This window comes from Marinobacter antarcticus, from assembly GCF_900142385.1.
GTDB lineage: Bacteria > Pseudomonadota > Gammaproteobacteria > Pseudomonadales > Oleiphilaceae > Marinobacter > Marinobacter antarcticus.
The window spans coordinates 416,753-435,431 of record NZ_FRAQ01000001.1 but is presented as its reverse complement, the minus strand read 5'-3'; the positions used below and the strand labels follow the sequence as shown (position 1 = coordinate 435,431).

Below are 18,679 nucleotides of genomic sequence, written 5' to 3'. Positions count from 1 at the left end.
GCAGGTTAGCCAGGGAAGAACTATGACGAGTCAATTACATACCGTCGAGAAAATCGGTGGTACCTCAATGAGCAACTACGAAGCCGTGCGAGATAACATCATTGTCGCGGATCGTAGCAAGGAAGAACTCTATCAGCGTATTTTTGTGGTATCCGCCTACAGCGGCGTAACCAACGAATTGCTGGAACACAAGAAAACCGGCGAGCCAGGCGTATACGCGCTGTTCGCCGACGCAGAATCCGACTGGGCGTGGGGTGATGACCTTACCAAGTTGATAAAATTCATTACAGATATCAACGGTGAGCTGTTTGAAGACCCGATGCTCAAGCAGCAGGCAGACCAGTTCATTACCGACCGTATTGAGGGCGTTCGCGGTTGCCTGATTGATCTTCAGCGCCTGTGTTCCTATGGTCAGTTCCAGCTCGAAGAACATTTGCTGACGGTTCGTGAAATGCTTGCGGGCATTGGCGAGGCCCACAGTGCGTTCAACACCACCCTGAAGCTCCAGCAAGAAGGTATCAATGCACGTTTTGTGGATCTTACCGGCTGGCGCGACACTGAACTGCTGCCGCTGGACGAAAAGCTGAAGCAGGCTTTCGATGCCGTTGATCTCACCCGTGAGCTGCCAATCGTGACCGGATATGCCCAGTGTAAGGAGGGCCTGATGCGCACCTTTGACCGGGGCTACAGTGAGATGACATTCAGCCGTGTGGCGGTTATTACCGAAGCCCGTGAAGCGGTCATTCACAAGGAATACCACCTGAGCTCCGCGGATCCCAACATTGTGGGCGCAGAAAAAGTGGTTCCCCTGGGTCGCACCAACTACGACGTGGCAGACCAGCTGGCAAACCTGGGTATGGAGGCAATTCACCCCCGTGCAGGCAAGGGCTTGCGCCAGTCGGAGATTCCGCTGCGGGTGATGAATACCTTCGAGCCGGAGCATACCGGCACCCTGATCACTGGCGACTATGTGAGCGAAAAGCCGCAGGTTGAGATCATTGCCGGTGCCAAGGGCGTATTTGCCATTGAGGTGTTTGATCAGGATATGCAGGGGGAGCCGGGCTCGGACCGCCGCATTCTGGATATCCTGAGCCGCTTCAAGGTGCGCTTCATTGCCAAGGATACCAACGCCAACACGATTACCCATTACGTGGGTAGCACGCTCAAGCACGTCAAACGCGTGGTGAGTGCGTTGAAAGAAGAGTTCCCCAACGGTGAGATCAGCACCCGTAAAGTGGCGTTGGTTTCAGCGATTGGCAGTGATATAAAAGTGCCGGGCATTCTGGCGCGGTCGGTCAAAGTGCTGGCTGATGAGGAAATCAGCGTGCTGGCTCTGCACCAGTGCATGCGCCAGGTTGATATCCAGTTCGTGGTCGATGAGGATAACTACGAGAAAGCGATCATTGCTTTGCATGGTGTTCTGATTGAGCCCCATAACCATGGGTACGCTATTGTTGCAGCTTGAGTGATAAAACCCGGGTGGATTCGTTGCGCCGGGAGGGCGACTTGCGATGAATCCATCCGTAGTATGAGGACGTATTCTCTGTAAATCCTCACCGGTACCAAGCCATGGCAAAGACCGACAGGCTGGGGCCGTCTCCTAAAATGCCCAATGATGGTGAAAGGGATTCTCTGGTTGGGTTGTATTTCAGGGATGCGTCCCGGTTCGAAATGCTTACAGAGGCGTCTGAACGCCGCCTTTCCCGCAAGTTAACGCTGTGCTATCGCATCATCAGTGCGGAAATGACGCTGCCTGATGACACCCCCCAGACATTCCGTGCTGTCATAGGCAGCCTCGGCGATGCCTGTGCCTTCTCACCCAGGTGCCGCCGCGCACTTAATCTTGCCAACGCCTGTCGCCGCAAGCTCATTCAGAGCAATCTGCGGCTGGCCGTTCACATTGCCCGCCGTTACAACCAGCAGGGCATACTCATGTCTGATCTGATTCAGGATGCGAATGTTGGCCTGATTAAAGGGGTTGAGCGGTTTGATCCCACAAAAGGTTTCCGTTTTTCCACCTACGCGTACTGGTGGATCAGTGAAGAGGTCAAACGTTGTTTGCAACGGGGTGGTCGGTTGGTTCACACGCCGGAAAATGTTGTGAATGAAATCCGCAACCTGCACAAAGTGTCGTTGCAGATGCATCAGAATCTTGGGCGTATGCCTTCCCAGACGGAGCTGGCGCGGGCGATGGAGGCGACACCCTCGCGGATCGGTGAACTCAGAGCGCTGGCCTGGCGGGAGATATCAACGGATGCTCCCTTGATTGAAGATGGCTCAATTACCCTGGGCGACAGCCTTGAGGCCGACGATCAGGCAAGCCCGGAGCAACGGATGTCGGGCCGCGATGATCGCCGGGCGCTGAAGTCCATGTTCAGTGAGCTCACGGATCGGGAGCAGGCTATTCTTTCGCGCCGCTACGGCTTAGGTTTGCCGGAACCGGATACTCTGCAGGTTATCTCTGAAGATATGGGTATAAGCCGGGAGCGGGTGCGGCAAATCGAGAAGCTGGCGTTGCGCAAGCTGCAGGCTCTGGTTGACGGGCCGGAAGAAGGCTTCAGGCTCTAAACGCCCTGGCTGGAGTGTAGCAGGAAGAACCAGGCGCCGACGGTCAGTTGGCAGGTAACCGCAACGAGCGTCAGAACCATGCGCATGCGCAGATACCAGGCTGGCCAGTAAACCCGCATCCAGCGTGCATCGGTGACGTACAGGCCAAGGTACGCAACGGTATAGAGCACAATTTGCGCTGGCGTACTCAGCAGGAGGCCAATGCCTGCGGCAACAAAGAACACTTGGCTTAGCAACATGGTGACCAGAGGCGATAGTGGGTAACAGCGATTATCCAGCTGCATGGCTATGGGCCAGTAAATGCCTGCCATGAAAGCCAGAATGCCAGCGCTGTAGAGGTAAAAGTAGCCCAACAGGGAGACGCTGTACTGCGGCATTGCGAAAAGAGCAGCAGCGCAGGCAATGAAAGGTATTAGCCCTGCTACCCCTACCAGAATCGCAAGTCTCGCTACTGAAATCACGTTTTTTGCCCCTGAACCTTCTGTCTCTGAACTCGTATTCTCAAAGGCTCTATGGCGGCAGGCTCCATGCCAATCATCTCGTGATAGGCAGAGGGGTGAACTACCTGAGTTTCTCTGATTGAAACGGCGCTAAGAGTATCCTGAAGTTGCCAGGCGCTGCGGAAAAGGCAAGTAACGTCTTTTTTATCGGATAGCAAAAATTGCCGATCACCAAAGCTCAGCCTGGCCATGTATTGCTGGCCTTCAATGGATATGATTTCAAGCAGATCAATGACCTGCTTTGGCTGGGCTACGAGTTGTTCCAGGGTAATTCTCACAGTAAAGCTCCGGGATACCTGATTCTCCAGAACTTACGAGACTGTGGGCGTTTAAGATCATTGAGCCAGCAAACGGCACTGCGCGTGCTGCGGGCAATAAACCATGTGGTCGTTGACCATGCCAGTAGCCTGCATGAACGCGTAGACAATGGTAGGGCCTACAAACGTAAACCCTGCGCGTTTGAGAGCCCGGGACATGGCCTCGGATTCTGGCGTGGTAACAGGCACCTCATTAAAGTTGCGCCACTTGTTCTGTCTCGGGCTGTTTTCCACAAACGACCAGAGGAAGCCGGAAAAACCCATGCCTTTCTCTTGAAGATCCAGAAACCCTTTGGCGTTTTCGATGATCGACTTTACTTTCAGCCTGTTTCGCACAATGCCCGGATTTGCTAGCAGTTCTGCGACCTTGGCATCGCCGTATTGAATAATTTTTTCCGGGCTGAAATTGTCATAGGCAGCACGATAGCTTTCCTGCTTGCGCAGAATGGTGATCCAGCTCAGGCCAGCCTGTTGTCCGTCCAGACAGAGTTTTTCAAACAGCGCGAGGTCGTCGTATTCGGGCCGGCCCCAGACCGTGTCATGGTAATGCACATAAAGTGGATCGGTACCGCACCATGGGCAACGCTCCGGGGTTGCTCCATCCTTCTGTGCAACAGGCATGTTGTGACCTTCCGATACTTTGACAGGGATTTGAATCAGGGCTTTGAGCGGATCTGTCGCTGAAACATCGGCTCCCAGTGAATGTCGAGTGATTCTGCAGCGCTCAGCGTGTAATCCTCGGGCGGCGGTTCCAGCAGTGTGATCGCTGGCCATGAACCCGGCCGGCAACCACCGGCTTGCCTATACACCAGTGTGCCCAGAAAACCCTCCGTATAAAAGCAGCAGGCCTGCCAGTGACCGTCTGGTTGATCGCCATAAAGCTCAAAATGCCTGCGCACTTCCAGAGTCTGCAGGTTGCCTGCTATGCCCCGGCCGGTGGCTTTGAGCCATGCTTCTTTCAGGGTCCAGACCCTGAGAAAAGTGTGAGGGTCATCCTCCTGAAACAGCCATTCCTGTTCAATGGAAGAGAACCAGCGCTTAACCACTTTTTGCCATTGTGGGTGCCGTTTGCTGGGCTCAATGTCTATGCCCAGTGCAGAGCCGTATTGGATGCCGCAGGCAGACAGGCCGTGGCTATGACTTAGTGAGAGGTGCCAGTCTGGCGGGTTGGCGGAGGCCGTTGGGCGCCCTTCAACCGGCCGACACTGGGCAGGCGCCACAGCACTTGCTCTGCTGAGAGCCTGTCGTATCAACCAGCGACTGGTGAGAAACTCTGCCGCGCGGGTATCGCTGAGTGCGGAGAATGTTTCACGCTCACGAGCCGTCAGCCAGTCCGGTGCTGCTTCGGGCACTTGTCCGGTCTGGTGACATAGCAGGATGGCCGGCTTATGCTGGTCGCCGGCGGGGTCAGGGCTGGAGTCGTTGGATGAGCCAGCCATCATCTGCCCTTACGTATTCGAATCGGTCGTGGAGGCGGCTGGGGCGGCCCTGCCAGAATTCGATGCGCTCAGGGACAACGCGGTAGCCACCCCAGAACCCGGGAAGTGGCACTTCACCTTCGCTGAATTTACGCTTCATTTCCGCCACCTTTTGTTCCAGCAGCCCCCGTGACGTAATGGCTTTACTTTGCTCCGAAACCCATGCGCCAATCTGGCTGCCCCTCGGGCGCGAAGCAAAGTACTTCAGGGATTCGGTCTTGCTGACCTTCTCAACCGGGCCCTGAATACGCACTTGGCGGTTCAGGCCAATCCAGGGAAACAGCAGGGCGGCCCGGGGGTTCTCTTCAATCTCATGGGCCTTTCGGCTGCCGTAATTGGTGTAAAACACGAACCCGCGTTCATCAAAGTATTTCAGCAGCACCGTGCGCAAATCTGGCATGTTGTCGGCACCGGTGGTGGCCAGGGACATAGCGTTGGGTTCGAGAATACCGGCTTCGCGGGCATCGCCAAACCAGGTTTCGAACTGCTGGGTCGGGTTGTCGCTCAGCGCCTCGCGATCCATCCCTTCACTCTCAAAATCGCGACGCATATCGCCGATGTCCATAAACCTTCCTCTCTCTCGCGTGTAAAAAATGACACGGGATAATTACGACGACTGAGCATATCGGGTTCAGGGCCGCCTGTCAGTGATCCTTGTGGCGTAGTCGTTTACAGAAACCCAACAATAAAGTGAGGCCCGGTTCACTTCTAATGGTACGGGCGTCTGGACCATGCACTTCGTGGGGATGCGTCGGGTTCCGCTCCGCCTGGCGATCAAATAGATCGGCCAGTTTGTGAATGTGGGGCTGATCCTGAGCTGGTATTGCCTGGCCATAACCTGAACAGCTGACAAACCGGTATCAGGCCGACTATCCTTGTGGGCAGGCAGGAGGGCAAGATCGCCCCAGGGATTCCGCCGTTTATGAGGAGATGTCCGTGGCCCAGAGCCGTCAACACAGTCGTATGCCCAGGAATCTGTTGATCGGATTCCTGGTTCTTCTGATTCTGTACAGCCTTGCAGGTTTTCTGCTTTTGCCCTGGTGGCTGGAGAAGTTGGTGCCCGATCAGCTGGAGCAGCGCATGGGGTGGCAAGCTGATGTTGGTGAAATCAGCAGTAACCCGTTTGCTCTCAGCGTTGAGGCTCTGAACCTGTCTGCTCAGGACAGCGACAATGAAAAGGTTGTGGGTTTAGATCGTCTGTATATCAACCTGAACTTCTTTGAGCTGATTCGTGGCGTTGTCGGGTTTGAGGCGATTGAGCTTGATGAGCCGTTCATCCGGCTGGATCTGCTTGAAGACTACAGCGTGAATTTTGCGCGTGACTTTCAGGCTGCTAACGCAGGGGAAGGCGGCAAGCCGGCAGAGCCGGAGAAAGGTCAGACGCCGCCCTCGCTGTATTTTAAGCAGTTCACTGTAAACGGTGGTGAGCTGCTGTTCCGGGATTTCACTCAGCCGGAAATGGTGGAGTTTCGGATTATACCTCTGGATCTGACCCTGAGCGATCTGGCTACCTGGCAACGGGATGATCGCAACAGCGATTATCATCTGCAGGCAGCCCTGGGTAGCCAGACCATCGAGTGGCAAGGCAACCTCAGTGTCACACCGCTTTACTCCAGTGGAAACCTCGCCATTTCTGGCGTTGATCACAAGACTCTCGGACACTTCCTTGCGCCTTACCTCCCCTATGATTTGCGTGGAGGTAAAGTAACGGTGCGTTCAGATTATGAGCTGCAGTCAGGCGACATTCTGTCCTTTTCTACCAGCAATGGCCGGTTTTCGGTGGAAGATCTGGCCGTCGCTCCGGATAAGCAGAGTGAACAGCCCCGCCTGACCACTGCGTCCATTGTCATCGACGATATAGGGTTTGATCTCAATACCCGCGAAGCGCGTGTCGGGCCGATTTCACTGGAACAGCCGGACATTGCGCTGGCGCGCAATAAAGCCGGAGAGATTGACTGGGTTGCCGCACTTGCCGCATTTAACAAGGGCAGCGGGAAGAAAGAGCCGGGCGCAGAAGCGCCGGAGCCTGCAGCGGCCGCGCGGCCTTTTCGCTGGTCACTGGAGAGCATCAACGTTTCCGGGGGCCGTGTGCTTTGGCAGGATCAGCAGCCGGGCTCGCCCGCAGAGCTGACACTGGAGCAGCTATCGCTTTCTATGGGTGACATCAGTAGTGAGATGGAAAATCCGATGTCGTACCAACTGCAGGCAGCTCTGGCCAGCGGTGGCAAACTCTCCCTGAACGGCCAGTTGACTCCCCGGCCCTTTACGCTGGAAGCGGCTATTGCCGGCTCCGGAATCCTTCTGGCGGTGTTTGAGCCGTATTTGCAGGAATCAGCCAATATTGCGGTTGCAGATGGCACACTGGGGCTGGACGGAAACCTCAATCTGGACAGCCAGCAGGAACCACTAACGGGCACATTTAATGGCACTGCAGAGGTTTCCGGGCTGAACCTTCAATTGCCGGGAAGTAACGAGCGGCTGATCTCATGGCAAACGTTGCGCCTGGCACCCATTGAGTACAACGTGCATCCGGCCAGGCTGGAAATCGGCACGGTTACCCTGGCCCAGCCGGCCATCAATCTGGTTCGGAACACTGATAGCGTGCACAACGTAGAGCAGATCATCCTGTCGTCCGGAGCTGTTGATGCTTCTGCACAGCCAAAACAGGAGACGGGTGAAGACGCGCGCTTTATCTTCCGCATCGGCCAGCTAATGATCGAGAAAGGTGCACTCGATTACACGGATCGTACTCTTGATCCGGCTTTTACAACCTCGCTCGATCAGCTCAATGGCACGGTTACCGGCCTTAGTAATATTTCGCCCCAGCAAGGCAAAGTCTCCGTAAAGGGTCGTGTGGGAGGCAGTGCCAGCGTTGAGTTTGACGGCACGATTGGCACTTTGGGAACCGAAGAAACCAGCGACCTGAAACTGACGATGAAAGATCTTTCGCTGCCGGTACTTTCGCCCTATTTTGGCCGTTATCTGGGCTATGCTGTGGACAGCGGCAAGCTGGCGCTGGATCTCGACTATGAGATTACCGGCAGCCGGATTAAAGCATCGAACCGGGTTGTTATGGATCGCCTTGGGCTTGGGCAGGCAATTGCCAGCCAGCAAGCCGTCAATGCGCCGGTGAAGCTCGGGCTGGCGTTGCTTCGGAACAGCAGTGGGGTTATCGAAATGAACCTGCCCATTAGTGGGGATATGGCCAGCCCTGATTTCAGCGTTGGCCAAGTGGTCATGCGGGCGTTTGTGAATCTGCTGGCCAAAGCAGCTACGTCGCCTTTCAGTGTGCTCGGATCGATTGCCGAACTGGCTGGTCTGAGCGGTGAAGAGCTGGGCCAGATGAGCTTTGAGCCCGGCAAGACCAGGCTGGTACAGGGCGAGGCTGAGAAGCTGGCCGCCCTGGCCGAAGCCCTGCTTGACCGCCCGGATCTGTTACTGAACATCCGTGGCGGTGTTTCGCCCTCTGTCGACGGGCTGGCGCTTCTGCGTGATGAGCTGGCTGCTAACCAGAATGGAAAGCTATCAGAGCAGAACTGGGAGGAAGCTCGAAAGGCGTATCTGGCCGGAGAGCGGCCTCTGGCGCCAGAGGTGCTGAATAATCTTGCCAGTGCGCGGGGCGCTTCGGTGCAGGAAATACTGCGAGACACCCACAATGTTCCGGCGAGTCAGTTATTCATGCTCGATCCTTCACGTAACGCTGAGGTATCGGACGATGGCAATGTCATTGTCGAGTTTACGCTGGACGCACGCTAAGGCGTCTATGGATTTCACAAAGATGGTAAAAAGGAAAAAAGCGCGTGCCACAAGTCAGTAGTCATTTTTTTGCTTACGTATCCCGACTGCGCTGGATCAAGCGTTGGGGGCTGATGCGCAACGCGATTGAAGAAAACGTAGCAACCCATTCCTGGGAAGTGGCCACTCTGGCCCATGCGTTGGCACTGATTCGTAACCGACACTTCGGCGGAAAGGTGAATGCAGACAGGATTGCTGCTGCAGCGCTCTACCACGATGCAACTGAGGTGATAACGGGTGACATGCCCACGCCCGTAAAATACCATTCCCGGGTTATGCGGGAGGCCTTTGGCGACATTGAGCACAAAGCAGAGGCGGAATTGTTGGCACTGCTGCCGGCGGATCTGCGTGAGGATTTTTCACCTTATGTCCGGGAGTCCCGGCTACCGGCTGAGGATCGCGAACTCATCAAGGCCGCAGATCGCCTGTCGGCCTGGCTGAAGTGTCAGGCAGAAGTTCGAGCGGGTAATCGTGAGTTTGAGCCAGCTGAGAAACAGATCCGGCAAAAGCTTGAGCAGGAAGCGTTGCCGGAAGTGGCCTACTTCATGGGCGTGTTCGCGCCCAGCTATGCAGAGCCGCTGGACAACCTGCTGGGCTGATGCCGGCAGGTTGTCCGTGCGTTCGTGAGGGTCAGGCGTTGCTGGCGCCGCCGACCAGTCCGCCGCGCAGACCGTCCCGTTGCAGCGATTGGCGAACTGCATCGTCGGGGCTGCCGGCCAGTTCCCGGAACATGCCCATGGAGCCCAGCAGGGCAGAAGACTCGTAGGGTACAAATACCCGCTCGCCGTCTTTTGCCATATTCGGCAGTACCTTGATGTAACTTTGCCCCAGCAGATAGCCGATAACCGTCTGCTTGTTGTCTTCCGAGTCGCCGATGGCGCTGAGTACCAGGCGAATGGATTCCTGTTCACCCTGCGCGCGCAAAATGGCGGATTCTTTATCGCCCTGAGCGTTGAGAATGGCGGATTCACGCTGGCCCTGGGCCTTGGCGATTGCTGCGGTCTTCTCACCTTCGGCTTCGGTGACGGTAGCTCGGCGCTTGCGTTCTGCGGCCATTTGCAGGCGCATGGCTTCCTCTACTTCTTCCGGCATACTGATGTCCTGAACTTCCACCCGCGTAAGCTTTACACCCCATTTGGAGGCGGGCTCTTCCATTTCGGCCTGAATGGCGTTGTTCACCTCGGCGCGGGATTCAAACAGCTTGTCCAGTTCCATCTTGCCCACTACCGAGCGCAGCGTGGTCTTCGCCAGTACTTCTACAGCCTGGCTCATATTGGCTACTTCGTATACGGCGCGGCGCGGATCGATAATCTGGTAATACAAGGCGCCGTTAATGGACACCGTAACGTTGTCGGTGGTAACCACTGGCTGGCCGGGAAAATCCATGACGGTTTCGCGGCGGTCAATGCGGGTTTCATCGGTCATCATGGCGTGATAATCCGCGCCGGCGCGCACATAGCGGATCATGGTGATGGGGCGGGGCCGTTCGATAAAAGGAATGATGATGTTCACGCCGCTTTCCAGAACGCGGTTGAACGAGCCAAGGCGCTCAATGACCATAACTTCCGACTGCCGGATGATCACCAGCCCTTTGGCGATGATAGAAATACCGATGACAACAACAATCAGGCTGATGATCAGCCCCGGTGTAATATAGGATTCCATGCTTACTGCTCCTTGTGCGTGACGGCTTGAACAACGGCAGTGGTGCCGTCGAATTTTGTGAAAATAACGTCGGTTCCTTCAGGAAAATCTGTGGCTCCGGTCGTGTCGTCCCGCAGGCGATAAAAGTCGCCGTTGACCTTGATGCCTGTAGCACCGTCGAAATCCCGCTTCAGTGTTTGGTAGCACTGGCCCTGCTCGACGCCCGTGCCGGTGGTTCCGTACGCCACGCCTTTGGGCGAAAAGCGCGGGCGGATCCAGCGAACAGCGATGGGCACCAGCGCGCCAGAGAACACGCCCATGCCAACAAGCTGCCATTCGAAAGACATGCCGATATACGCCAACACCGAGGTCAGAGTGGCGGCGATAGCCAGCGCCAACAGCAATAGCACTCCGGATGTCAGCTCCGCCAGGCCCAGCACGAGGGCCAGAATCAGCCAGAAATGCGTAATACTCCATTCCATACAGAAAATCCGCAGGTTCAGGGTTAAAGAGATCCGTGAGGCCGAAGCTGCCCCGGAGATTGGGGATTGTACCCAAAACCCAGGGCTGCGTCAGAGTGGCTCAGGTGTCGTGCAAGACAGATATCCATAGCCATATGCTGCTCAGGGACACTTGTTAGAGTATCTTCTTTAAGCAGTACAACACACAACAAGAGACCTGTGATCATGAAAGACCTGAAAAACAAAGTGGCCGTTATCACCGGAGCGGGTTCCGGTATCGGGCGATCTCTCGCCAAAGCACTGGCTGTGCGCGGCTGCAGGCTGGCGCTGTCGGATGTTAACGAAGAAGGGCTGGCTGAAACGGCTGCGGCTCTGAAGGGCTCAGACGTTAAAACCTACGTACTGAATGTGGCGGACAGAGACGCTATCTATGCCCATGCTGCTGAAGTGGTTCGGGACTTTGGCCAGGCCAACCTGATTATCAACAACGCCGGTGTTGCTTTGTCTTCATCAGTGAGTGAAATGTCCGATGAGGATTTCCAGTGGATTATGGACATCGATTTCTGGGGCGTGGCTCACGGCACCCGGGCTTTTTTACCCCATCTGATTGCCTCGGGTGATGGCCATGTGGTGAACATCTCCAGTGTTTTCGGCCTGATCGGCGTGCCCAAACAGAGCGCTTATAACGCCGCGAAGTTTGCCGTTCGAGGGTTCACCGAATCCCTGCGCCAGGAAATGAAGCTCGAAAAACAGCCGGTTGCTGTCAGTTGTGTGCACCCTGGTGGCATCCAGACCAACATTGCCAACTCGGCGCGCACAAGCGCATCCGAAAACGGTGCGGCCCTGCGCAAAGGGTTTGATAAACTGGCGATGACCACGCCGGACAAAGCGGCCGAGATCATTATAAAGGGCATTCTGAAGAACGAATCCCGCATCCTCGTGGGGCTGGATGCCTGGGGCATTAGCGCCATTAACCGATTACTGGGTTCGGCGTATCAGCCGCTGGTAGAGCGCTTTTCCCGTAAAAACCTGTATAGCTGATGCCGTTACGGCAAGGAGCCACCTCGTTTTATGTGTGAACTACTGGCCATGAGCGCCAATACACCAACCGACCTCTGCTTCAGCTTCACCGGGCTGACTCGCAGAGGCGGTGATACCGGCCCTCACAAGGATGGCTGGGGCGTGGCTTTTTACGAGGGTAAAGGCGTGCGGACTTTTCACGATGTGGATGCCAGTGCCAACTCACGGCTTGCCGAAGTGGTTCAGACTCACCCTATAAAGAGCGAAGTGGCGATCTGCCATATTCGCCAGGCCAATGTGGGTGACATCTGCCTGGCCAATACCCATCCGTTTATGCGCGAGCTCTGGGGCCGTTACTGGGTGTTTGCCCATAACGGACAGCTTTCTGAATTCCAGCCATCGCCGGGGTTTTACGAGCCTGTAGGCGGCACAGACAGCGAGGCGCTGTTCTGCGATATCCTCAACCACTTGCGCCACCGCTGTGATCGCAACGATGCTGTGGAGGTTATTACAGAGCACCTGGTTCAGCGCTCAAAGGCTTTTGCGGGCCAGGGTGTTTTCAACCTTTTGCTAAGCAATGGAGACTGGCTGTTCACCTACTGCACCACCAAAATGGCGAGCATTACGCGCCGGGCACCTTTCGGCCCGGCGCGGTTGAAAGATGCGGACGTTATTGTGGATTTCGAGTCTGAAACCACGCCAGGCGATATTGTCAGCGTTATCGTAACCGAGCCGCTGACCACGGATGAGGATTGGGATATTTACCAGCCCGGCGAATGGCGGCTATGGCACAAGGGTCTTGTGGAGGCAAAAGGCATTGCGGTGAGCGAGCCGGCGTAATCTCTCCGCCCCGGCACCCTACTCGCAGGCCTTGTGGAATTAAGATTTTAGCCCCATATAAAGTGCACTAATAATTTTCATCGGAGTAGTTATGATTAGCCGACCGGATACACACAGCAAGTTGTTTGGATATCTGCTCTGGATCTTTGGGTTCCTTGGCGCCCATCGCTTTTATTACGGCAAGCCGATCACTGGAACCATCTGGTTCTTTACATTCGGGCTATTTTTTATCGGCTGGATTATCGACCTGTTTCTCATCCCTTCCATGGACGAACAGGCGGACAATCGGTTCCGCGAGGGTGAGGTCAACTACAACATTGGCTGGTTGCTGCTGACCTTTACCGGCGTTTTCGGGTTACACCGACTGTATATGGGCAAGTGGATAACCGGGATTATCTACCTGCTGACCGGCGGCTTGTTCCTGATTGGCGTTCTTTACGATTTCTGGACACTGAATGACCAGATTTCGGAGCGTAACAGCGAAGTGAAGTTCAGCTAACGGCGCCCTGCTCCAGCTCTACCAGCCCATCTTCCAGGTAATCCAGCATACGCTGGAGGCTTGGAAGTGTCCGGCGGCAGCCAATCAGTCCGAACTCTACCTGATCGTTGTAACTGGTCAGCGTCATATTCAGGGCCAGACGATCCATGGCGATGGACACGGGGTACATGCCCTCCAACTTGGCGCCGTTCCAGTAAGAGGTTTTTTTCGGCCCGGGCACGTTGGAAATCACCACATTGAATGTCTGCCACTTCGGAGCCATACCGGTCAGCAGATTAAATGCCGCCGGTGTCAGCGTCAAAGCGGTGTAGTTAAGGATTTCCGCAGGTGACATATGGGAGTAGCGGTCTTTCGCTTCCTGAATGCCCTGGTGAATCTTCCTCAGCCGTGTGACGGCGTGGCTTTCATCCGTATGCAGGTTGGCCAGAAGAACGCCCACTTGATTGCCTTCTGGCTGGCTCCCCTCTGCTTTTTCGCTTGTAGCACGTTCATACTTGCGCAGAGATACCGGCACCATCGCGATCAAAGGCTTTTCCGGCAGTGCATCCAGGTTCATGAGGTAGGTGCGCAGAGCACTGGCGCACATGGCCGTGACCACATCGTTTACGGTGGTGCCATACGCATGACAAACCGCTTTTATCCGTTTCAGACAATACGATTGGGCCGCAAAACGCCGGGAACCGGTGATTTTCTGGTTCAGAATGCTGCGCGGCGCGTGGAAGATGGAGTCGTAGGCCGGGTCTTTACGGGCGGTGTTAGCGGTGCGCAACAACTCCCGTGCGACGGTTGGCACAGTGCCCAGTTGTTTTCCTGATTCTCCCAGCAAATGACTAATACTGCCCCATAGTGAAGGGCCGCTGCTATCGTCATCCCGCCGTGGCCGTGCCGATAAGTCCCAGATGGGCGGCATATTGCGCTTTGAGGGGTCGGTGGACAGCATTCTCTGAAACATTCGCATTGCAGAAATACCATCCACCAGGGCGTGGTGGATCTTGATATAAACCGCAAACTGTCTTTCGCCCAGCCCCTCTATGAGATGAAACTCCCACAGCGGTCTTTCACGATCCATCAGATGGGAATGTTCGGCCGAAATAAATGCCAGCAGCTCCCGGATACGACCGGGTGTTGGCAGGGCTTCAAAGCGGAAGTGATGTTCCAGATCCAGATGCTTGTCCTGCACCCAGACAGGTTGTGCCAGCCGGCTGTCCAGCCGGCGGTTAAACGGCGCCGTCACTTCGGTATCTTTTCGAAGCTGCTCAGCAAGCCTTGCCACATAATCGTCAGGTGCATCGTCGGGAAACGAAAAAATCTGCAGCCCGCCCACATGCATGGGTTGCTGGCGCTTCTCCAGCCAGAGGAAAAGCTGGTCGGTGGGGCTGAGTGGCTTCACGGGCTATTCCTTGTTATTGATGTTTTCCTGTTATTAGTGCATCTATTGAGAGTAGCAGCGTTTTCAGCTCACGCGCCTCAGCATTTGCATCGGCACCCTGTAACGCATGCCCCGGGACCTGCCGGTGCCATCAACGGTGCAGGTCTTGCGATTGACTCTTACGACCTTACCCTGAAATTCGCGCAGGCCGTTACTGAAGCTTATCGTTTCTCCCACACTCCAGTCAGCCTGCTGCTTGCGGGTGTCGGGCATTTTGAAAGCTTGATCAGGTAGAGGTAATCCGAATTGTTCCGTGCGCTCTGAAAGCGCTCGCCGCACCGCGCTGGCACCACCGCTTTCATGCAACTCATCAAGAATGGTGTAGAAGTGCCGGTTGTGAACCGAGCCGCGGTATCTCTGGCCGGCACTGTGTTGCAAGAGGTGTGCGAATTCGTGACAGCAGGTATGCGCCAACAAGTTCAGTGTGCTCAGCTCACCGTCGAAATAACCCCGCTTGTGGACCTCCCGGCTGGAGAGCCAGCCACTGGCCGTGTCGGGCTGATGTTTGGCCTGAATCATGCGAAGTCCGTAGGTAATCTGGTGCTGTTTGTACTGCGGATCAAAGCGATGATATGTGGCCTGACCAGAGCCCACGCGGCATACCAGTGTGCTGCCGGAAGCCTGCTCTTGAATCCAGTCTGCAGCAGGTTGCCAGAGAATACTTTGCGTAACCTCGCACATCAGCCTGCCTAGATTCTGCGCATGTGTTCTGGGTATTGTCATGATGGCTCAGAGGAGTGTAAATACAGGCCAAGGATAGACCGCTATCTGAAGCTTAACGATGCCATGTTTGCATCAAAAAAACTATTTACGAGTGGATTATTACAGGAGCGCGGCCAGCTTCTTTCTCGTCTTTTTACACACAAAAAGGGTGCTGCAGCACCCTTTTTGTTGGAGGCTCTGTTTCTTAGGCCTCGATTGGCGAACGCCAGTCATCTGCGCCGGAAGTACCGGCAACAGCGTGCTCCCAGGTTACTTTGCGGTAGGACAGGGAAACGGTGACGAGCTGTGTGAAGTCAGCGCTTGCGGTGTCCTGACAGTGCGGCATGTTGCAGTTAATGTCGATGATGGTGGCATCTTCCAGGATGGTGGAAAAGAAGTGCTCCTGCTTACCTTCGACAGAAGTGCGGTACCACTTCAGTTCAACTTTCGGCAGCATTTCACCGGAAGCCAGCGCGTTGTACATCAGCGGTGTGGCTTTGTTCAGTGCGGATGTGAACTTGAATGGTTTGTGTACACGCTGCCCGGAAGGCTGGCCGGACTGGGGATCTGTGGGAACGGTGACAACGTGGCTGAATTCCTGAACCAGCACTTCGTCTTCGTGACCTTCAACGTAGATGTTACCGACGGAATCGGATGTAAATGCACCGGCGGTGATGTTGCCTTGGGTCTGGCCTTCGATAGCGATATAACAAGGAGTTGGCATAGTCTGCTCCGTGACGTTTGAATGAATAAATGTCCTTGGGTATCCCTGGACAACTGGTTATAGACAAATCCCGCGCCAGGTTCGAAAAATTCATTAAAAACAGTAAGTAGAGGTTTTATTTCAGACTATCCTGGAGTGGTGGGCAAGCTTGTGCCCAGCTGCTGGGCGAGGAGTTGCTGATCGGGCGAAAACTTGCTCGGGCATGTGGGTTCACCCTGCCTTACCGCTCGCACTGGTGAAGTGATGCAGCCGGTAAGCATTACCACCGCGATGCTCCAGGAAGCTATGAATGGTTTTGAGGGTACTGCCAAGACACGCAATGGCGAAAGCGAAAGCATTATCCTGTCGGTGTGGCAGATGGCTGAGGTGCCCTGGTTCGTGGCAGCTGTCTGGCCGGCCCACGAAGCTAATGCGCCCGCCACCCGCATTAAAGATGCGTTTCTCTGGATTTTGCTGGCGGTGATCGTGCTGATTGTTCCGCTTGCCATGTGGCGTTTCCGCCGTCTGATGGCGCCGTTAAAGGGCTTGGGGCAACAGGTGCATGAGCGCCATCTTGGCGTGCGAACCAATGCGGTAAGAGGCACCTGCGGCTCAGAAATTCGTCAGGTAGCTGACATATTCAATATGGTGGTGGATGAGCGTGACGAGGTGATGAGCTCTCTGGCCGAGCGGGAGGCGTTTTTTCGGTCACTGGCCCAGGGTGCGCCTATTGGCATTGTGCCGGCCGTAACCGGGTTGTGGTGATGCCTGCGGCAGAGCAACAGTAGGGGAAGCTCAGGACCACCAGTTTGCCGCCGCGCTGGCCTGCCATAGCAAGCGCAGAGCGAGGATGGTCAGAACGATATTCAGCGCCTTGCTGAACCAGCGGTTATCGAGCGAGTTCAGAAGGCGCAGGCCTATCCAGGTGCCGGCAAAACCGCAGGCAATCATGGCCAGAATAAACAGCAGCCAATCTGCAAAAACAAAACCCGTCACGCCGAACACCAGGGCTTTGGGCGCATGCTGCAAAATCATCGCGGTGGCAAAGGTTGCAACCGTGTGGAACCGATCCACATGAATCTGCTTTATGAACGCAGCCACCAGAGGGCCGGTGGCGCCCACAAAAAGACTGACAAAGCTGGTTACTGTGGATGCGATAAATATCCCGGCAGGACCGAAAGCACCTTTGGGTAGTGCCGGGCCCCAGCAAAGATAGAGCACGAATACGGCGATGGTCAGCTGCCACAGATAGGCAGGCAGGCTTACCAGTAACCAGGCTCCCGCTGCCGCACCTGCGATAACGCCGGGTGCGAAAGCTGCGATAACCCGCCAGTCGATATGCTTCCAGGTCAGTATTGCCCGGCCACCGTTGGAGCCCAGTTGAATCATGCCATGTACGGGGATGATCGCTGCTGCCGGCATCCAGGATGCCATCAGCAATAGCAGCAAAACACCTCCGCCAGCGCCCAGGCTGGCGGTAATCATTGACGTAATAACCGAGCTACCGAGAAGGGAAAGCGCCACCGTCAGGCTCAGGCTTTCTGGAATCAGGGCTACTTCCACGCGCAGAACTCAGCGGATTTAAGCTTTGTCGTTTGGCACAGGGCTTCGGTTGCCAGTTGCACATCGGCAACGTAATACAGTGAGGCCAGCCCCAGTCTGTCACGGCCCAGGTTGTGAAACACTATGCCAAACGCGATGTCGCCAGCGGTAAAGCTCTCGTGGTTTGACGCAAAGTATGCTGCTGGCTTTGCCAGTGTCTCGTCATCAAGAAGTGCCTGAACGCGGCTTGCGCCACCGTGGTATGCCTGAACCAGCAACAGCACGAACAGCTCATTGCGTTTGCTTTCCGGCAGGTGGCCAAAACGTTCGTCGAAGACGGGCTGGAGGTTGCGGGCATTTTGATGCATCAGGCGCAGCGCGCAATCGATCTGCGCCAGTCGGTGCCAATAATTCTGCGGTTTGATCTGGCAGTCTTTCAGTGCGGGAGGTGAAAGCTGGAGAATGCCTTTGGCGTTTGCACGGGAGTGTGCTCTTGCCTGCCCTCCGCTTTCTATCAGGATTTGTCCGGCCAGATATCTGGGCAAAACCGCTGGCAGGGCAAAACGGTTTTGCTCGCTCCGGCGCTGAACGATGTACATCAGTGCATCGTGAAGTGAACCGGGCTGTTCGCGGGTTGCAAAGGAGAGGTCGTCCCAGGCGCCCCATACCCGATCGCTGGCCCGTGTGCCCAGGTAACGGCCAACGGCAAGGTCCAGATTTACGTGGGGCTGGTCACACGCCAGGGCAAACGGATAGCCCTTGGTATCTGAGTCGCCGGCAATCCACTCTTCGGTGAGCCCTTTTTCGTGCATCGACTGGCGAGTATCGTTCAGGCGCTTCTGGGTTGTTGCGCTGTCGGAACCGTTGCTGATCCAGCCCAGAAACTGGCCTCGCATGTCGAACAGAATGTGGCGGTCAGGGCTTGAACAGTAGCCTGACTCCTTCAGTACCCAGCGACGAATGGTGAGAATGTTCGTGTAAACGCCCTGGCTGACCCAGTAAGGCGAGTTCCTCACGATGGCTGTCCAACCAGCGGTGTCAGTGCTTTCGTCTTCTGCCTGGTTCTCTTCCGCCAGCGCTGGCACCTGTGCCAGAGCGGTCAGGATGAAAATCAGAACAACCTGTCGTAAGCTTGCGAATCTTGAGTTCATAAACGATGTGTCCGTGGTATTCCGGGCACC

The 18,679-nt window shown here is 55.6% G+C and carries 20 protein-coding genes and 1 pseudogene; 9 read left to right on the top strand and 12 right to left on the bottom strand.

Annotated elements, in window-relative coordinates:
* Positions 1 to 22 precede the first annotated feature (22 nt).
* On the top strand, positions 23 to 1,465 hold the full coding sequence (locus tag BUA49_RS02075; protein ID WP_072795133.1) for an aspartate kinase: 1,443 nt from the start codon (positions 23 to 25) through the stop codon (positions 1,463 to 1,465).
* 104 nt (positions 1,466 to 1,569) lie between these two features.
* Positions 1,570 to 2,568, top strand: a complete 999-nt coding sequence (locus BUA49_RS02070) for a sigma-70 family RNA polymerase sigma factor (protein WP_072795132.1) — start codon at positions 1,570 to 1,572, stop codon at positions 2,566 to 2,568.
* Here the strand turns inward: BUA49_RS02070 and BUA49_RS02065 are convergent.
* From BUA49_RS02065 to pdxH, 5 genes are read right to left on the bottom strand one after another with little or no spacing between them, the layout of a single operon-like run.
* Positions 2,565 to 3,029, bottom strand: coding sequence for a DUF3429 domain-containing protein (locus BUA49_RS02065; protein ID WP_072795131.1), 465 nt, complete (start codon positions 3,027 to 3,029; stop codon positions 2,565 to 2,567). The two genes, BUA49_RS02070 and BUA49_RS02065, sit on opposite strands and share 4 nt — an antisense overlap.
* Positions 3,026 to 3,346 carry a DUF6482 family protein gene (locus BUA49_RS02060; RefSeq protein WP_072795130.1) on the bottom strand — a complete coding sequence of 107 codons (321 nt, stop codon included), beginning with the start codon at positions 3,344 to 3,346 and terminating at the stop codon, positions 3,026 to 3,028. The genes BUA49_RS02065 and BUA49_RS02060 overlap by 4 nt, the downstream gene beginning before the upstream one ends.
* A 57-nt stretch (positions 3,347 to 3,403) precedes the next feature.
* A complete protein-coding gene (locus tag BUA49_RS02055; protein ID WP_072795129.1) occupies positions 3,404 to 4,006 on the bottom strand; it encodes a DNA-3-methyladenine glycosylase I in 603 nt (200 codons plus the stop codon).
* A 35-nt stretch (positions 4,007 to 4,041) separates the two neighbouring features.
* A complete protein-coding gene (locus BUA49_RS02050; RefSeq protein WP_072795128.1) occupies positions 4,042 to 4,824 on the bottom strand; it encodes a 4'-phosphopantetheinyl transferase family protein in 783 nt (260 codons plus the stop codon).
* A complete protein-coding gene (gene pdxH, locus BUA49_RS02045; protein WP_072795127.1) occupies positions 4,793 to 5,428 on the bottom strand; it encodes a pyridoxamine 5'-phosphate oxidase in 636 nt (211 codons plus the stop codon). Before pdxH ends, BUA49_RS02050 begins: the two co-directional genes overlap by 32 nt.
* A gap of 148 nt (positions 5,429 to 5,576) precedes the next feature.
* Here pdxH and BUA49_RS18235 point away from each other — a divergent pair.
* The 3 genes and pseudogenes from BUA49_RS18235 to yfbR form a co-directional block, all read left to right on the top strand.
* A pseudogene (locus BUA49_RS18235) lies at positions 5,577 to 5,645 on the top strand (MHYT domain-containing protein); the annotation flags it as partial.
* Positions 5,646 to 5,793: 148 nt separating this feature from the next.
* Complete coding sequence (locus BUA49_RS02040) at positions 5,794 to 8,619, top strand: DUF748 domain-containing protein (RefSeq protein WP_072795126.1); 2,826 nt, start codon at positions 5,794 to 5,796, stop codon at positions 8,617 to 8,619.
* A gap of 44 nt (positions 8,620 to 8,663) precedes the next feature.
* Complete coding sequence (yfbR, locus tag BUA49_RS02035; protein WP_072795125.1) at positions 8,664 to 9,257, top strand: 5'-deoxynucleotidase; 594 nt, start codon at positions 8,664 to 8,666, stop codon at positions 9,255 to 9,257.
* Positions 9,258 to 9,288: 31 nt separating this feature from the next.
* Here yfbR and BUA49_RS02030 read toward each other — a convergent pair whose 3' ends face one another.
* Together BUA49_RS02030 and BUA49_RS02025 are read right to left on the bottom strand one after the other, a co-directional pair.
* Positions 9,289 to 10,323 carry an SPFH domain-containing protein gene (locus BUA49_RS02030; RefSeq protein WP_072795124.1) on the bottom strand — a complete coding sequence of 345 codons (1,035 nt, stop codon included), beginning with the start codon at positions 10,321 to 10,323 and terminating at the stop codon, positions 9,289 to 9,291.
* 2 nt (positions 10,324 to 10,325) lie between these two features.
* The gene (locus BUA49_RS02025; RefSeq protein ID WP_072795123.1) at positions 10,326 to 10,784 is read right to left on the bottom strand and encodes an NfeD family protein; all 459 of its coding nucleotides are present in this window, start codon (positions 10,782 to 10,784) and stop codon (positions 10,326 to 10,328) included.
* Positions 10,785 to 10,988: 204 nt separating this feature from the next.
* Between BUA49_RS02025 and BUA49_RS02020 the strand changes: the two genes are divergently transcribed.
* The 3 genes from BUA49_RS02020 (at position 10,989) to BUA49_RS02010 (ending at position 13,122) form a co-directional block, all read left to right on the top strand.
* Entirely contained in the window at positions 10,989 to 11,804 is an 816-nt protein-coding gene (locus BUA49_RS02020) for an SDR family NAD(P)-dependent oxidoreductase (protein WP_072795122.1), read from the top strand.
* Positions 11,805 to 11,834: 30 nt separating this feature from the next.
* Entirely contained in the window at positions 11,835 to 12,623 is a 789-nt protein-coding gene (locus tag BUA49_RS02015) for a class II glutamine amidotransferase (RefSeq protein ID WP_072795121.1), read from the top strand.
* 91 nt (positions 12,624 to 12,714) lie between these two features.
* Positions 12,715 to 13,122 carry an NINE protein gene (locus BUA49_RS02010; protein WP_072795120.1) on the top strand — a complete coding sequence of 136 codons (408 nt, stop codon included), beginning with the start codon at positions 12,715 to 12,717 and terminating at the stop codon, positions 13,120 to 13,122.
* On the opposite strand, the gene BUA49_RS02005 is transcribed toward BUA49_RS02010, so the two are convergent.
* The 3 genes from BUA49_RS02005 to BUA49_RS01995 all read right to left on the bottom strand — a co-directional run bounded on the left by BUA49_RS02005 (position 13,115) and on the right by BUA49_RS01995 (position 15,977).
* On the bottom strand, positions 13,115 to 14,512 hold the full coding sequence (locus BUA49_RS02005) for a WS/DGAT/MGAT family O-acyltransferase (RefSeq protein WP_072795119.1): 1,398 nt from the start codon (positions 14,510 to 14,512) through the stop codon (positions 13,115 to 13,117). The genes BUA49_RS02010 and BUA49_RS02005 overlap by 8 nt on opposite strands.
* 63 nt (positions 14,513 to 14,575) lie before the next feature.
* Positions 14,576 to 15,274 carry a hypothetical protein gene (locus tag BUA49_RS02000; protein WP_072795118.1) on the bottom strand — a complete coding sequence of 233 codons (699 nt, stop codon included), beginning with the start codon at positions 15,272 to 15,274 and terminating at the stop codon, positions 14,576 to 14,578.
* A gap of 184 nt (positions 15,275 to 15,458) precedes the next feature.
* A complete protein-coding gene (locus BUA49_RS01995; RefSeq protein ID WP_072795117.1) occupies positions 15,459 to 15,977 on the bottom strand; it encodes an Hcp family type VI secretion system effector in 519 nt (172 codons plus the stop codon).
* Positions 15,978 to 16,220: 243 nt separating this feature from the next.
* Here BUA49_RS01995 and BUA49_RS01990 point away from each other — a divergent pair, with 243 nt between their 5' ends.
* The gene (locus BUA49_RS01990; RefSeq protein WP_072795116.1) at positions 16,221 to 16,721 is read left to right on the top strand and encodes a hypothetical protein; all 501 of its coding nucleotides are present in this window, start codon (positions 16,221 to 16,223) and stop codon (positions 16,719 to 16,721) included.
* Between the two features lie 30 nt (positions 16,722 to 16,751).
* On the opposite strand, the gene BUA49_RS01985 is transcribed toward BUA49_RS01990, so the two are convergent.
* Positions 16,752 to 17,519, bottom strand: a complete 768-nt coding sequence (locus tag BUA49_RS01985) for a sulfite exporter TauE/SafE family protein (RefSeq protein WP_072795115.1) — start codon at positions 17,517 to 17,519, stop codon at positions 16,752 to 16,754.
* Positions 17,510 to 18,649: a transglycosylase SLT domain-containing protein gene (locus BUA49_RS01980; RefSeq protein ID WP_072795114.1), complete on the bottom strand. Its 1,140-nt coding sequence runs from the start codon at positions 18,647 to 18,649 to the stop codon at positions 17,510 to 17,512. The genes BUA49_RS01985 and BUA49_RS01980 overlap by 10 nt, the downstream gene beginning before the upstream one ends.
* Positions 18,650 to 18,679 lie beyond the last annotated feature (30 nt).

Bases quoted from the DNA above. Each gene is read 5' to 3' on its own strand.
- BUA49_RS02075 (WP_072795133.1), top strand. From the start codon at position 23: ATGACGAGTCAATTACATACCGTCGAGAAAATCGGTGGTACCTCAATG.
- BUA49_RS02070 (WP_072795132.1), top strand. From the start codon at position 1,570: ATGGCAAAGACCGACAGGCTGGGGCCGTCTCCTAAAATGCCCAATGAT.
- BUA49_RS02055 (WP_072795129.1), bottom strand. From the start codon at position 4,006: ATGCCTGTTGCACAGAAGGATGGAGCAACCCCGGAGCGTTGCCCATGG.
- BUA49_RS02050 (WP_072795128.1), bottom strand. From the start codon at position 4,824: ATGGCTGGCTCATCCAACGACTCCAGCCCTGACCCCGCCGGCGACCAG.
- pdxH (WP_072795127.1), bottom strand. From the start codon at position 5,428: ATGGACATCGGCGATATGCGTCGCGATTTTGAGAGTGAAGGGATGGAT.
- BUA49_RS02040 (WP_072795126.1), top strand. From the start codon at position 5,794: ATGTCCGTGGCCCAGAGCCGTCAACACAGTCGTATGCCCAGGAATCTG.
- BUA49_RS02030 (WP_072795124.1), bottom strand. From the start codon at position 10,323: ATGGAATCCTATATTACACCGGGGCTGATCATCAGCCTGATTGTTGTT.
- BUA49_RS02025 (WP_072795123.1), bottom strand. From the start codon at position 10,784: ATGGAATGGAGTATTACGCATTTCTGGCTGATTCTGGCCCTCGTGCTG.
- BUA49_RS02020 (WP_072795122.1), top strand. From the start codon at position 10,989: ATGAAAGACCTGAAAAACAAAGTGGCCGTTATCACCGGAGCGGGTTCC.
- BUA49_RS02015 (WP_072795121.1), top strand. From the start codon at position 11,835: ATGTGTGAACTACTGGCCATGAGCGCCAATACACCAACCGACCTCTGC.
- BUA49_RS02010 (WP_072795120.1), top strand. From the start codon at position 12,715: ATGATTAGCCGACCGGATACACACAGCAAGTTGTTTGGATATCTGCTC.
- BUA49_RS02000 (WP_072795118.1), bottom strand. From the start codon at position 15,274: ATGACAATACCCAGAACACATGCGCAGAATCTAGGCAGGCTGATGTGC.
- BUA49_RS01995 (WP_072795117.1), bottom strand. From the start codon at position 15,977: ATGCCAACTCCTTGTTATATCGCTATCGAAGGCCAGACCCAAGGCAAC.
- BUA49_RS01990 (WP_072795116.1), top strand. From the start codon at position 16,221: ATGCAGCCGGTAAGCATTACCACCGCGATGCTCCAGGAAGCTATGAAT.
- BUA49_RS01980 (WP_072795114.1), bottom strand. From the start codon at position 18,649: ATGAACTCAAGATTCGCAAGCTTACGACAGGTTGTTCTGATTTTCATC.